Here is a 14,254-nt window from a genome sequence, read left to right as displayed (position 1 = left end):
GACCTGCGCGGCGGGGCCCGGGCGCGTCGGGAGCTCCGATTGCACGGTCGAGGCTGTTCTCGGTAACATCTCTGCAGGCGGGACCGACGGAGGTGCTCATGGCCAGCCTCGGCTCCGACAAGCCCGGCATCCGCCACGTGGCAGATCTCGCCGGCGTCTCGCACATGACCGTGTCGCGCGTGCTCAACGGTCATCCGAACATCAAGCCCGACACGCGTCGGCGCGTGCTCGAGGCGATCGAGGAGCTCGACTACCGCCCGAACATGGTGGCCAGGGCGCTCGCCACCCAGCGCACACACCGCATCGGCGTCATCATCGAGAGCGCCGTGTCGTTCGGGCCGACCAGCATCCTCCGCGCCGTCGAGATGGCCGCGCGCACCTCGGGGTACTCGGTCAGCGCGGTCGCCCTGCATGAGGGCGACACCCTGACGCCGCAGGATGCGGTCGACAACCTCACCACCCAGGGCGTGGACGCGCTGTGCGTGATCGCTCCCCGCTCGTCATCCGTCGCCGCACTCCGGCGGATCTCGCTGAACGTGCCCATGCTCGTGGTCAAAGCGGATGCCGACCCCACCTTCCTCACGGTCTCGATCGACCAGCACGCCGGCACCTCGCTCGTGGTCGATCATCTCGTCGCGCTCGGCCATCGCGACATCCTCCACATCGCGGGTCCGCTGGACTGGCTCGACGCCAGGGCTCGCGAACGCGCGTTCCACACCAGGGCCAAGTCGTGGGGCATCCGCGAACGCCCGATCGTGGTGGGCGACTGGACCGCCGACTTCGCCTACGACTTCGCGAAGGGGCTCACCCGGCTGCCCGACTACACCGCCGTCTTCGTCGCGAACGACGACATGGCGATCGGCCTCATCCACGGACTCCACGACCGAGGATTCGAGGTGCCGAAGGACCTCAGCGTCGTCGGCTTCGACGACGTGCCGCTCGCCCGCCACTTCCTGCCGCCGCTGACCACCGTGAGACAGGACTTCGCCGCCCTCGGTGCGGCGGTCGTCGAGATGCTCCGTGCGGCTCTCGATGAGCGCGAGCTGCCGAAGCTGACCCGCATCCCGACCGAGCTCGTCGCCCGAGGCTCCAGCGCCGCTCCCCGGCCGGTGCGATGATGTCACCGCGCACTCGCACCCCGATCGTCGAACTCACCGGCATCCGCGTCGAGTTCCCCGATGTCGTCGCGCTCGACGACATCGACTTCCGCCTCTTCCCCGGTGAGGTGCACGCGCTGATGGGCGAGAACGGCGCCGGCAAGTCGACGCTGATCGGCGTGCTCACCGGGACCCACACCCCGGTCGCCGGCACGGTCGTGGTGGCGGGGGAGGAGCGGCGGTTCTCCGGCGTCGCCGACGCGAGGGCCGCCGGCATCGCGACGGTGTTCCAGGAGACCCAGCTCGGACCGACGCTGAGCGTGGCCGAGAACGTCATGCTCGGACGAGAGCGCCGCGGACGCTTCGGCATCGACTGGAAGCGCACGAGGGCGGACGCCGCGGACGCGCTGGCCCGGCTCGGACTGGACGACATGGATCCGCGGACGCCGATGGCGATGCTGTCGCCCGCCCAGAAGCAGCTGGTCGCGCTCGCCCGATCGATGGTCGACGACCCGCGCATCCTCGTGCTCGACGAGCCGACGTCGAGCCTGGACCGGGCCGAGGTCGATCTGCTGATGCGGGTGATCAGGGGACTCCGCGATCGCGGGGTCGCGATCCTGTTCGTCTCGCATTTCCTCGAACAGGCCTTCGCGATCAGCGATCGGATGACGGTGCTGCGCGGCGGGCGCCGGATCGCCGAGACCCCCACCCGCGAACTCGAGCGCGCAGATCTCATCTCGCAGATGCTCGGCAAGGACCTCGAGGCGCTGCGCGCGCTCGGTTCCGAACGCAAGGCCCATCACTATGCGGCCGATGGAGAACCCGCGCTGCGGGCGACGGGCGTCGGCCGCCGCGGGGAGCTGGATCCCACCGATATCGACGTGTATCGGGGAGAGATCGTCGGACTGGCAGGGCTGCGCGGTTCCGGGCGCACGGAACTGGCGTCGCTGCTGGGCGGGTCGGTCCGTGCGGACAGCGGTCAGCTCAGAGTGGACGGCGAACGCGTACAGCTGCGCAGTCCCTCGGCCGCGCTGAAGAGCCGCATCGCCATGTCGGTGGAGAACAGGAGAACCGACGGCATCATCGCCGACCTCAGCGCGCGCGAGAACATCGTGCTCTCGCTGCAGGCGCTGCGCGGATGGACGAGGCCGTTGTCGCCGTCGGAGATCGCGGCGCTCGCCGAGACCTATGTCGAGACGCTCCACCTGGACCCCGCTGATCTCGGGCGACCGGCCGGTCATCTCTCCGGAGGCACGCAGCAGAAGCTGCTGTTGGCGCGCGCACTGGCGACCAGACCCCACGTGCTGATCCTCGATGAACCCACCCGTGGCATCGACATCGCGGCGAAGCTCGACATCCAGCGACGGGTCAGTCAGCTGGCCGGAGACGGGGTCGGTGTGGTGTTCATCTCGTCGGAGCTCGAGGAGGTCGTGCGCCTCAGCGACCGGATCGTCGTGCTCAAGGACCGCGACAAGATCGGCGAGCTCAGCAACGGCCCTGCGGTAACCGTCGACAGTGTCGTGGAGCTGATCGCCGCGGAACTGGATCCGCTGGACGACTGATGTGTGTCCGGTAACAACGAATTCATCACGAACCACCCGCGAATCTTCGGAAGCGCTTGTGTTCCGAAAATTGTTCCCGGTAACATGAACCACGCGACGCCCTCCCGGCGTCCTGTCATCACATCCGGACCGGCACGGTCCACCCCCGGGAAACGACCCGGAATCTCGAGGAGGAGATCAAATGTCTGCAATGAAGCGCACTCGTACAGTTCTGGGACTTGCCGCCGTCGGCGCGCTCGCGCTCGGTCTGGCGGCATGCTCGACCGGAGACACCGGTGACGCCGGCGATTCGGGCGACTCGGGCGAGCTCACCACGGTCGGCTTCGTCGCCGTCGGTCCCGAGGGTGCATGGCGCCAGGCGAACGAGAGCAACATCCAGGACACGTTCACGGAAGAGGCCGGCTACAACCTGAAGTACGCGCCCGCCACGAACCTCGACCAGAAGTCGCAGATCGACGCGTTCACGTCGTTCGTCGACGAGGATGTCGACGTGATCCTCCTGTCCGCCACCGAGGCCAGCGGCTGGGAAGACTCCCTCAAGCTCGCCCAGGAGGCCGAGATCCCGGTGATCCTGCTCGACCGCGGCATCGAGCCCGACGACACGAGCCTGTACGTCACCCGCATCGCCCCCGACAACGTCGAGGTCGCCAAGGAGGTCGGAGCCTGGGCCGCGGCCGAGTTCCCCGACGGAGGCAACTACGTGGTCCTCGAGGGCCCTGCCGGTGTCGGCGTCGTGAACGAGCGCAACCAGGGCTTCGACGAGGGCCTCGGCGACTCGTCGCTGAACAAGGTCGACGCGCAGACCGCGAACTGGTCGGCGGAAGAGGGCAAGAGCGTCTTCGAGACCATGCTCAAGGCCAACAACAACGACATCCAGTTCGTCTTCGCCCAGAACGACGAGATGGGTCTCGGCGCCGCCCAGGCCGCAGAGGAAGCCGGTCTCGTCATCGGCACCGATGTGAAGATCGCCACGATCGACGGCACCAAGAACGCCATGCAGGCGCTCGCCGACGGTCAGCTCAGCTACGTGCACGAGTACAACCCGCTGTTCGGTGAGACCGCACTCGAGGTCGTCGAGAAGGCTCTCGCCGGCGACTCGGTCGAGTCCTACATCATCGTTCCGAGCCAGGCCTTCGACTCGGCGGAGGCGGCCAAGGCCGTCCTCGCGGACCGCAAGTACTGAGCATCATCCCGTGATCTCGGGGGCGGCGCCGAGCGCGCCGCCCCCGAGACCGCACAGACGGAGAGACAACGATGAACGAAGAACTGCCCATCGTCGAGATGCGCGGGATCACCATCGAATTCCCCGGAGTGAAGGCGCTCGACGGAGTCGACTTCCGCCTCTTCCAGGGTGAGGTGCACGCGCTCATGGGTGAGAACGGCGCCGGCAAGTCGACGCTGATCAAAGCCCTCACCGGTGTCTACCGCATCGACGCCGGATCGATCGTCGTCGCAGGTCAGGAGCGCAGCTTCGGTGGCACCGGCGACGCGCAGGCCGCCGGGATCTCGACCGTCTATCAAGAGGTGAACCTCGCCCCCAACCTCACCATCGGCGAGAACGTCATGCTCGGACACGAGGTGCGCGGACTCTTCGGCGTCAACTGGCGCGCTACCCATCGCGCCGCCACCGAGGCGCTCGCCCGGCTCGGACTCGACCACCTCGACACCCACCAGCCGCTCTCCACGCTCTCGATCGCGATGCAGCAGCTCGTCGCGATCAGCCGGGCCATGGCGATCAAGGCCAAGGTCCTCATCCTCGACGAGCCGACCTCCAGCCTCGACGCCGCGGAGGTCGAGGGCCTCTTCACCGTGATGCGCACGCTGCGCGACCAAGGCGTCGCGATCCTCTTCGTCTCGCACTTCCTCGACCAGATCTATGCGATCAGCGACCGACTCACGGTCCTGCGCAACGGACAGTACGAGGGCGAGTACCTCACCCGCGACCTCGACAGGCACGCCCTCATCTCCCGGATGATCGGCAAGGACCTCGACGCGCTCAAGTCTCTCGGCGGCAACCGCCGCACCACTCCACGCGAGGCCGACGAAGAGGCGTTCCTCTCGGCATCCGGCATCTCCCGCGCCGGGTCCGTGCACGCCACCGATCTCGACATCCGTCCGGGGGAGGTCGTCGGCTTCGCCGGGCTCCTCGGCTCAGGACGCACCGAGCTCGCCCGTCTGCTCTACGGCGCAGACCGCAGCGAGTCCGGCCAGATCGCCATCAAGGGGCGCAAGGTCGACCTCTCCTCGCCGTCGGCCGCGCTCTCGCAGCGCATCGCGTTCTCGACCGAGAATCGTCGCGACGAGGGCATCATCGGCGACCTCACGATCCGCGAGAACATGATCCTCGCCGTCCAGGCCAAGCGCGGATGGGCGCGGCCGATGCCGCGCAAGGAGCAGGACGCGATCGTCGACAAGTACATCGCCGCGCTCAACGTGCGTCCGGCCGATCCGGAGCGGATGATCAAGAACCTCTCGGGCGGCAACCAGCAGAAGGTGCTCCTCGGGCGCTGGCTCGCCACCGAGCCGGAGCTGCTGATCCTGGACGAGCCCACTCGCGGCATCGACGTCGGCGCGAAGGCCGAGATCCAGGAGGCCGTCGCAGAGCTCGCCGACCAGGGCGTCGCCGTCGTCTTCGTCTCGTCGGAGCTCGAAGAGGTCGTGCGTCTGTCCGAGCGGATCGTCGTGCTCAAGGACCACAGCAAGATCGGCGAGATCCAGAACGGTCCCGACGTCACGGCGCAGGAGATCGTCGATGTGATCGCCGCTCACGGCGTGGAGGCCGCGGCCACCACCCTCGAGGAGGAGCTCGACCCGATCGAGGTCGTCCACGTCGCACCCGCCGCCGCTTCCGATGTGCAGCCCGAGACCCTCGAGGGGGAGACCCGATGAGCGCTTCCGCTCGTGCGTCCGTGTGGCGCGATCTGATCCGCAAGCCGTTCTTCTGGGGCATCGTCGCGATCGTCGCGCTGCTCGCGCTGAACGTTCTCAAGGATCCGACGTATCTCGCGATCTCGATCAACCCGAACAACGGCAACCTCGTCGGCAACCTGGTCGACATCCTCCGCCAGGCGGCACCCATCATGATGATCGCGATCGGCATGTCGCTCGTGATCGCGACTGGCGGCATCGATCTCTCGGTCGGCTCGCTGATGGCCGTCGCCGGAGCCGTGTCGATGGAGTTCCTCGCCGCGGCGAACGACTCCGGCTCGGTCGGCGTCGCGCTCGCGGCCGTGGGCCTCGCGCTGCTGGTCACCGCCATCCTCGGCGCGGTGAACGGCATCCTGGTCGCCTATGTCGGGCTGCAACCCTTCATCGCGACGCTCGTGCTGATGCTCGCGGGGCGCGGCATCGCCAAGGTCATCACCGGTGGGCAGAACACGGCGGCGTCGAGCGATCCGTTCCGTTGGATCGCGAACGGCTTCGTGATCGGCATCCCCGTGGTGTTCATCCTCGCGGTCGTCATCGTGCTGCTGGTCGCGTGGGTGGTGCGGCGCAGCGCCCTCGGCCTCATGATCGAAGCCATCGGCATCAACCCGAAGGCGAGCCGGATGGCCGGCATCAAGCCGAAGGGGCTCCTGCTGACGACCTACGTGCTCAGCGGCATCCTCGCGGGCATCGCCGGGGTGATGTCGGTCGGCAGCGTCATGACCGTCGACATCTCCCGCACCGGCTACCAGCTCGAGCTCGACGCGATCCTCGCCGTGGTCATCGGCGGCGCCTCGCTCGCGGGTGGCAAGTTCTCGCTCAGCGGCGCCTTCGTCGGTGCTCTCCTGATCGCGACCCTCGACAAGACCGTGCTGTTCCTCGGCGTCTCGTCGTCGGCCACCCCGGCCTTCAAGGCGATCGTGATCGTCGCCATCTGCCTGCTGCAGTCCGAGCGGGTGCGCAGCTGGTTCCAACGTCGCAAGAAGGCGCAGACGCCCTCACCGCGAGTCGAGATCGTGAAGGAGGCTGCAGCATGAGCGTCATCGCAGCAGCACCAGTCCAGAGTGCCGGAACGAACTTCGTCGACCGGATGCGTCGGCAGCTGAGGGCGAACCCGTCGGTGGTTCCGACCATCGCCTCGGTGGTCATCTTCGTCGCCATGATCGTGTACGGCGAGATCGCCTACGGCAAGATCGTGCAGGCGAGCACCCTGTCGAACCTGCTCATCAACAACGCGCACCTCATCGTGCTCGCGGTCGCGCTGACCTTCGTCATCCTCACCGGCGGTATCGACCTGTCGGTCGGCTCGGTCATCGCGGTCTCGTCCGTCGCCGGCGTCATGCTCTCGAACGCCGGGTGGGATCCGCTCGTCGTGATCGTGCTCATGATCGTCATCGGCGGGCTCTTCGGACTCGTCTCCGGCGTGCTGATCAGGTACTTCAATGTGCAGCCGTTCATCGCGACTCTCGCCATGATGTTCCTCGGACGCGGCCTCGCGTCGCTGCTGAGCACCAAGCCGGAGCAGCTTCCCGCCGACTCCCCGATCCGTCTGATCGCCGAGAAGATCAAGATCATCGACGGGCCGAAGGTGAACGACCTCGTCATCACCCCGGCGGTGATCATCGCGATCGTCGTCGTGCTCGTCGCCTTCTTCGTGCTGCACCGCACCCGTACGGGGCGCACCGTCTACGCGATCGGCGGATCGGAGAACTCCGCGCTGCTGATGGGGCTCCCCGTGCCGCGTACCAAGGTGCTGGTCTACGTGATCAGCGGCTCGCTCGCCGGCCTCGCCGCCGTGCTCTACACCGCGCGGCTCGGGACCGCCCAGAACATCACCGGCATCGGCTGGGAGCTCGACGCGATCGCGGCCGCGGTCATCGGCGGCACCGTGCTCACCGGTGCGTACGGCTACGTGCTCGGCTCGGTCATCGGAGCCCTCGTGCTCGGCCTCATGACCGTGCTGATCACGCGTGACGGTGGCATCCCGCCCGAGATGACGACCATCATCACCGGCGGCATCCTGCTTGTCTTCGTGCTGCTGCAGCGCGTGGTGACGCGCAAGAAGGAGTAGCCGCCGCCCGGTCGGTGCTCCGGTCGCCCGGTCACTCCGGCGGCAGAGTGGTGCCCCTGTCGACGAACAGGGGTGCCTCTCTGCGACCCGGAGGGGCTAGCGCGGGGTCCGCGCCAGAAACGGTCGGGGCCAGGCGCCGAGGGCGAGCACCGCGATGATCGTCTGGACCAGCCCGGTGACGAAGTAGATGCCGTGCAGAGGCGACCACACGAGCATGATCGCGATCTCCACGAAGATCCAGATCATCATCGTCAGACCCGCGGCGGCGTGCACACCCCAGGCGACGCGGTAGCCGCGGGACTGGGCGATGAGCGCGAGCGCTTGCACCCCGCCGACCACGACCCCGAGGATCACCCCGGGCCAGAAGTACGAGCGGAAGACGCTCCCCTCGATCCACTCGGGCGGGAGTCCCATCCCGCCGCCGACCGTCAGGCCCACCATCCCGGCCAGCGCGGAGAGCAGGCTGAACCACGCGATGCCGATCAGGCCGAATCGGATGGTGCGCGGCGGGCGCGGCGTCGAGCGCATGGCACCACGGTAGCGCTGCGGTTCGCGTGGCGGTGGGCCGGCGGACCGTGAGAAGTCCCCGGTCCCGCTCGGGAAAGGTGCGTGGTCAGACGTGGTCGCGCCAGGAGTGCTGCGGGTCGAAGCCCAGCACGCGGCGTGCCTTGTCGATGGACAACAGGGTCTCGTTCGGACCGACCTCGCGCGTCAGCGGCACGTCGGGGAAGACCTCGGCGAGCAGCTCCGCGTTCGGACGCGACATCACGGTGTCGGCGGCCGCGATGATGAACCGGTCGAAGCCCGGGGCGGCGACCTCGAGCGCGCGCTGCACGGCCTGCGCGCCGTCGCGGGCGTCGATGTAGCCCCAGAGGTTCCACTTGCGGCGCAGGGCGTCGGCATCGAAGTCGGGGAACTCGGCGTAGTCCTCGGGGTTCATGACGTTCGAGAACCGCAGGGCAGTGATCGACACATCGGGATGCCAGCGCACCAGCTCGCTCGCCAGCTGCTCCTCGAGCGTCTTCACGAGCGAGTACACCGACTCCGGACGGGCGGGGTAGTCCTCGTCGACAGGCGCGTAGGGCGGCGGCACGTCGAACGGCAGACCGAGCACCGTCTCGCTGGAGGCGTAGACGATGCGGCGGATGCCGAGCCGTACCGCGGCCCAGAACACGTTGAACGTGGCGGGCATGTTGTTGTGGAAGGTCGCGACGTCGCTGCGGATGCCTGGCGCCGGGATCGCGCCCAGATGCACGACGGCGTCGATGCCGTCGTGCCGGTCACCCACGGCCGTGAAAGCGTCGATGACCTGACCGTAGTCAGTGAGGTCGACCTGCACGAAGTCAGGGCCGCGGGTGCCGGTGACATCCATGCCGATGACCTCGTACCCGTTCGCACGGAGCTCCCGTGCGACGACGTTGCCGAGCTTGCCCGATGAACCAGTGAGAGCGATGCGCATGTCACCAGAGTGGCACGGCGGCGGGGCAGCGGCGTCGCACGTCGTACACTCGTCGGCGTGAGTGACACGAGCAGCGAGCCCCGCCGAACCGTCGGCGTGCGTGACGTCGCCGCCCGTGCCGGAGTCTCGCGCCAGACCGTGTCGCGGGTGCTGAACGACCACCCCGATGTCGCCCCCGAGACGCTGGAGCGCGTCCGCGCGGCCATGGCGGAACTCGGCTACCGGATGAACAACGCGGCCCGCGCTCTGGGCACCCGGCGCTCCCGCACGCTCGGTGTGCTCGCGTCGGACGCGCTGCAGTACGGGCCGTCGCGCAGCATCGCCGCGCTCGAAGCCTCGGCGCGCGATGCGGGGTACTGGGTCAGCGCGGCGTTCGCGGATGCCGGTGATGCCGCGGCCGTGGTCGCTGCCGTCGACCACCTGGTCGCACAGGGCGTCGAGGGGATCGTGGTCGTGGCACCGCACGCACGGACTCTGGCCGCGCTCGACGATCTGCGCATCGATGTGCCGGTGATCACGCTGCACTCCGCGGGCAGGGGGGCGCCAGGGCTCTCGGTCGATCAGGCCGCCGGCGCGCGCCTGGCCGTCGCCGCCCTCGCCGATGCCGGTCACACGCGCATCGCGCACCTCGCCGGCCCTGCGGACTGGCTCGAGGCCGAGTCGCGAGCGGAGGGCTTCGCGGCCGAGCTCACGGCCCGGGGGCTGGACGCCGGGCCCGTGATCGCGGGCGACTGGTCGGCGGGGTCGGGATACGCGGCCGTCGCCGCGGTGCGGGAGTCCGGCGCCACGGCGGTGTTCGCGGCGAACGACCAGATGGCGCTCGGCCTGCTCGGGGGCCTGCATGAGGCGGGGCTCTCGGTGCCCGGAGACATCAGTGTGGTCGGGTTCGACGACATCCCGGATGCCGCGTACTACTGGCCTCAGCTCACCACAGTGCGGCAGGACTTCGACGAGCTCGCACGCCGGGCCGTGGCCGCCGCGATCGGCGGTGCCGCGACCGAGACTCTGGCCCCGGTGGCCCCTGAGCTGATCACGCGCGCCTCGGTGGCTCCGCCCCGCTAGCGGCGGCTGCCCGGCTTTCGTCCATAACTCCTCAATTAATCGCGGAGGACCACACTGCGGCCGCGCGGCGGCCCGCAACGACGCAAGCGAGGCGGGTTGTGTGTTGCGAATCTGCGGAGTTGTGAACACGCCGCCTCTGCCCGAGCGCGTGCTTGACGCACCCGAGGCCCCCGTGACACACTTCTGTGACCGGTCACAGTGACCGGCCGTGAACCCCCAGAGGTACCTGTGAGCAACGCCGCCCCCACTTTCGATCCCGCCGTCGAGAGCGCGATCGCCACCGTCCGCGCCGATGTGGCCCGGCTGCACAGCGAGCTCGTGCGCTACGACCTCATCGTCTGGACCGGCGGCAACGTCTCGGGTCGGGTGCCCGGCGCCGACCTCTTCGTGATCAAGCCGTCCGGCGTCTCCTATGACGACCTCACGCCCGACAACATGATCCTGTGCGACCTCGACGGCGCCGTGATCCCCGGCACTGCCGGCAGCGACCGCTCGCCCTCCAGCGACACCGCGGCGCATGCCTACGTGTATCGGAACATGCCGGAGGTCGGAGGGGTCGTGCACACGCACTCGACCTACGCGGTGGCCTGGGCGGCGCGCGGCGAGGAGATCCCCTGCGTGATCACGGCCATGGCCGACGAGTTCGGCGGCCCGGTGCCGGTCGGCCCCTTCGCGATCATCGGCGACGACTCGATCGGACGCGGCATCGTCGAGACGCTCCGTGGTCACCGATCGCGTGCCGTCCTGATGCAGAACCACGGCCCGTTCACGATCGGTGCGGATGCCAAGGATGCCGTCAAGGCCGCGGTCATGGTCGAGGACGTCGCCCGCACCGTGCACATCGCCCGTGAGGCCGGTCCGCTGATCCCGATTCCGCAGGAGGCGATCGACCGCCTGTACGACCGATACCAGAACGTGTACGGCCAGAGCGCGGACGCCCGCCGATGAGCGCCCGCGACGACATCGCCGCCGGTCGCACGAGCCTCGGCATCGAGCTGGGCTCCACCCGCATCAAGGCCTGCCTGATCGGCCCCGATGCGACCGAGGTGCTCGCGACCGGCTCCTCCGCCTGGGAGAACCGGCTCGAGGACGGCCTGTGGACCTACTCCCTCGACGAGGTGTGGGCGGGACTGCAGGCGGCCTACGCCGCCCTCGTCGCCGACGCGGAGGCGCAGCACGGCATCCGTCCCGACACGTTCGGGGCCATCGGCATCTCGGCGATGATGCACGGCTACCTCGCGTTCGACGCGGAGGGCGAACTGCTCGTGCCCTTCCGCACGTGGCGCAACACGAACACCGGCGTCGCGGCGGCGGAGCTCAGCGAGACCCTCGGCGTGAACATCCCGCTGCGCTGGTCGATCGCGCACCTGCACCAGGCCGTGCTCGATGCCGAGCCGCACGTGTCCCAGCTCGACTTCGTCACCACCCTCGCCGGCTACGTGCACACGCAGCTCACCGGCGAACGGGTGCTCGGTGTCGGCGATGCGTCCGGCATGTTCCCGATCGACTCGGCGACCACCGATTACGACGCCCGGATGCTCGAGGCCTACGCCGCACTCGTGGGCGACCGGCTGCCCGCGCCGCTGACGGCGCTGTTCCCGACCGTGAAGCCCGCGGGAGCGGATGCCGGTGCCCTCACGGCCGCCGGCGCCGCACTGCTCGATCCCACCGGTGCACTGCGCAGCGGCATCCCGCTCTGCCCGCCCGAGGGCGATGCCGGTACCGGGATGGTGGCCACGAACGCCGTCGCACCGCGCACCGGCAACGTGAGCGCGGGGACGAGCATCTTCGCGATGGTGGTGCTGGAGCGGCCGCTGTCCGAGGCGCATGAGGAGCTCGACCTCGTCACGACGCCGGCGGGCGATGCCGTGGCCATGGTGCACTGCAACAACGGGGCCAGCGAGCTCGCGGCGTGGGCGGGGCTCTTCACGCGCTTCTCCGCGGCTGCCGGGCAGCCGCTCGACGACGACGCGGTGTTCGACGTGCTGTTCCGCGAAGCCCTCGCGGGCGAGACGGACGCGGGCGGACTGCTCGCCTACAACCATCTGGCGGGCGAACCCATCGCCGGGCTCACGGCAGGGCGACCGCTGTTCGTGCGCACGCCGGACAGCGACTTCAGCCTGGCCAACTTCGTGCGCGCGCAGCTGTACGGCGTGTTCGGCACGCTCGCGCTCGGCATGCAGACCCTGACCGACGAGGGGGTCGCGCTGGACCGGATGTTCGCGCACGGAGGCATGTTCCGTACCGCCGGCGTCGCCCAGCGCTTCCTCGCCGGTGCGCTCGCCGCCCCCGTCGCGGTCGGCGAACTCGCCTCGGAGGGTGGGGCATGGGGCATCGCCGTGCTCGCTTCCTACCTCTCGCACTCCGACGACCTCGACCTGGGGGCGTACCTCGACGAGCAGGTCTTCGCCGCGGCATCCGTCTCGGTCGCCGACCCTGATCCGGCCGACGTCGCCGGCTTCGCCTCCTACCTCGATCGCTACCGGGCGGGGCTGGCCGTCGAGGCCGCCGCCGTCGCATCGCTCTGACGCTTCCGCACCACCTGAAAGGCATCACCATGGCACTGACCACCTCCCTCGACGGCTACGAGGTCTGGTTCCTGACCGGCAGCCAGCACCTCTACGGCCCCGAGACGCTCGCCCAGGTGGCGGAGCAGTCCCAGCAGATCGCCCGCCTGCTCGACGAGTCGGCCGAGGTGCCGGTGAAGATCGTCTGGAAGCCCGTGCTGACGGATGCCGCCGCCATCAAGCGCACCGCGCTGGAGGGCAACGCCGACGACCGTGTGATCGGGCTCGTGGCGTGGATGCACACTTTCAGCCCCGCGAAGATGTGGATCGCCGGGCTCGACGCCCTGCAGAAGCCGCTCGCGCACCTGCACACGCAGGCGAACGTCGAGCTGCCCTGGGCCGACATCGACTTCGACTTCATGAACCTGAACCAGGCCGCGCACGGCGACCGCGAGTTCGGGTACATCCAGACCCGGCTCGGTGTGCCGCGCAAGACCATCGTCGGCCACGCGTCCGACCCGCGTCTGCGCCGCGAGCTCGGCACCTGGCAGCGTGCGGCGGCCGGCCTCGCGGCATCGCGCGACCTCAAGCTCGCCCGCTTCGGCGACAACATGCGCTTCGTCGCGGTCACCGAGGGCGACAAGACCGAGGCCGAGCTGCGGTTCGGCGTGCAGGTCAACACCTGGGGCGTGAACGAGCTGGCGGAGGCCGTGGCCGCGGCATCCGACTCGGCGATCGACGCCCTGGTCGCCGAGTACGAGGAGCTGTACGAGGTCGCGCCCGAACTGCGCCGCGGCGGCGACCGGCACTCCGCGCTGCGCGACGGCGCCGCGATCGAGGTCGGGCTGCGGTCGTTCCTGGAGGAGGGCGGCTTCGGCGCCTTCACGACCTCGTTCGAGGACCTGGGCGCGCTGAAGCAGCTGCCCGGTCTGGCGGTGCAGCGGCTCATGGCCGAGGGCTACGGCTTCGGCGCCGAGGGCGACTGGAAGACCGCCGTGCTCGTGCGCATCGCGAACGTCATGGGCGCAGGGCTCCCCGGCGGTGCGAGCCTCATGGAGGACTACACCTACGACATGACCCCGGGTGACGAGCTGATCCTGGGTGCGCACATGCTCGAGGTCTCGCCGTCGCTGACCACAGCGAAGCCGACGCTCGAGATCCACCCGCTCGGCATCGGCGGCAAGGATGACCCGGTGCGCCTGGTCTTCACGGCCGACCCCGGCCCCGCGGTCGTGGTCGCGCTCAGCGACATGCGCGACCGGTTCCGCCTCACCGCGAATGTGGTCGAGAACGTCCCGCCGCGGGCATCGCTGCCCAAGCTCCCCGTCGGCCGCGCGGTGTGGAAGCCGCAGCCGGACTTCACCACCAGCGCCGCCGCCTGGCTCACCGCCGGTGCTGCGCACCACACCGTCATGTCGACCGCTGTCGGCATCGAGGCGTTCCGCGACTTCGCCGAGATGGCCGAGGTCGAGCTGCTGGTGATCGACGACAGCACCACGCTGCCGGAGTTCCAGAAGCAGGTCCGCTGGAACCAGGCGTACTACCGCCTGGCGCAGGGACTCTGATGGCAA

The 14,254-nt window shown here is 69.2% G+C and carries 12 protein-coding genes; 10 read left to right on the top strand and 2 right to left on the bottom strand.

All coding sequences use genetic code 11. The features are described 5' to 3' along the window. Positions 1-98 precede the first annotated feature (98 nt). From KZC51_RS00410 to KZC51_RS00385, 6 genes are all read left to right on the top strand, one after another. Complete coding sequence (locus KZC51_RS00410; RefSeq protein ID WP_247628047.1) at positions 99-1,118, top strand: LacI family DNA-binding transcriptional regulator; 1,020 nt, start codon at positions 99-101, stop codon at positions 1,116-1,118. Further along, on the top strand, positions 1,118-2,659 hold the full coding sequence (locus tag KZC51_RS00405) for a sugar ABC transporter ATP-binding protein (RefSeq protein ID WP_247628046.1): 1,542 nt from the start codon (positions 1,118-1,120) through the stop codon (positions 2,657-2,659). Before KZC51_RS00410 ends, KZC51_RS00405 begins: the two co-directional genes overlap by 1 nt. Positions 2,660-2,840: 181 nt before the next feature. Beyond that, complete coding sequence (locus KZC51_RS00400) at positions 2,841-3,842, top strand: substrate-binding domain-containing protein (RefSeq protein ID WP_247628045.1); 1,002 nt, start codon at positions 2,841-2,843, stop codon at positions 3,840-3,842. Positions 3,843-3,913: 71 nt separating this feature from the next. Beyond that, a complete protein-coding gene (locus KZC51_RS00395) occupies positions 3,914-5,548 on the top strand; it encodes a sugar ABC transporter ATP-binding protein (protein ID WP_247628044.1) in 1,635 nt (544 codons plus the stop codon). Then, the gene (locus tag KZC51_RS00390) at positions 5,545-6,621 is read left to right on the top strand and encodes an ABC transporter permease (RefSeq protein WP_247628043.1); all 1,077 of its coding nucleotides are present in this window, start codon (positions 5,545-5,547) and stop codon (positions 6,619-6,621) included. The genes KZC51_RS00395 and KZC51_RS00390 overlap by 4 nt, the downstream gene beginning before the upstream one ends. Beyond that, positions 6,618-7,655 carry an ABC transporter permease subunit gene (locus KZC51_RS00385; protein ID WP_247628042.1) on the top strand — a complete coding sequence of 346 codons (1,038 nt, stop codon included), beginning with the start codon at positions 6,618-6,620 and terminating at the stop codon, positions 7,653-7,655. The genes KZC51_RS00390 and KZC51_RS00385 overlap by 4 nt, the downstream gene beginning before the upstream one ends. Before the next feature lie 96 nt (positions 7,656-7,751). Here the strand turns inward: KZC51_RS00385 and KZC51_RS00380 are convergent, their stop codons facing one another. Further along, positions 7,752-8,183 carry a hypothetical protein gene (locus tag KZC51_RS00380; RefSeq protein ID WP_247628041.1) on the bottom strand — a complete coding sequence of 144 codons (432 nt, stop codon included), beginning with the start codon at positions 8,181-8,183 and terminating at the stop codon, positions 7,752-7,754. Between the two features lie 85 nt (positions 8,184-8,268). Then, on the bottom strand, positions 8,269-9,114 hold the full coding sequence (locus KZC51_RS00375; RefSeq protein ID WP_247628040.1) for an NAD-dependent epimerase/dehydratase family protein: 846 nt from the start codon (positions 9,112-9,114) through the stop codon (positions 8,269-8,271). A gap of 57 nt (positions 9,115-9,171) precedes the next feature. Here KZC51_RS00375 and KZC51_RS00370 point away from each other — a divergent pair, with 57 nt between their 5' ends. The 4 genes from KZC51_RS00370 (at position 9,172) to araA (ending at position 14,248) form a co-directional block, all read left to right on the top strand. Next, complete coding sequence (locus KZC51_RS00370; RefSeq protein ID WP_247628039.1) at positions 9,172-10,176, top strand: LacI family DNA-binding transcriptional regulator; 1,005 nt, start codon at positions 9,172-9,174, stop codon at positions 10,174-10,176. A 228-nt stretch (positions 10,177-10,404) separates the two neighbouring features. Next, on the top strand, positions 10,405-11,124 hold the full coding sequence (locus tag KZC51_RS00365) for an L-ribulose-5-phosphate 4-epimerase (RefSeq protein WP_247628038.1): 720 nt from the start codon (positions 10,405-10,407) through the stop codon (positions 11,122-11,124). Continuing rightward, positions 11,121-12,704 (top strand): xylulokinase, encoded by a 1,584-nt coding sequence (locus KZC51_RS00360; protein WP_247628037.1) that lies wholly within the window; start codon positions 11,121-11,123, stop codon positions 12,702-12,704. Before KZC51_RS00365 ends, KZC51_RS00360 begins: the two co-directional genes overlap by 4 nt. A gap of 29 nt (positions 12,705-12,733) precedes the next feature. After that, positions 12,734-14,248 carry an L-arabinose isomerase gene (araA, locus tag KZC51_RS00355; protein ID WP_247628036.1) on the top strand — a complete coding sequence of 505 codons (1,515 nt, stop codon included), beginning with the start codon at positions 12,734-12,736 and terminating at the stop codon, positions 14,246-14,248. Positions 14,249-14,254 lie beyond the last annotated feature (6 nt).

This window comes from Microbacterium croceum (assembly GCF_023091245.1).
Classification (GTDB): Bacteria; Actinomycetota; Actinomycetes; order Actinomycetales; family Microbacteriaceae; genus Microbacterium; species Microbacterium croceum.
Note: the sequence above shows the minus strand (reverse complement) of the source record. Positions and strands in the feature narration are given on the sequence as shown.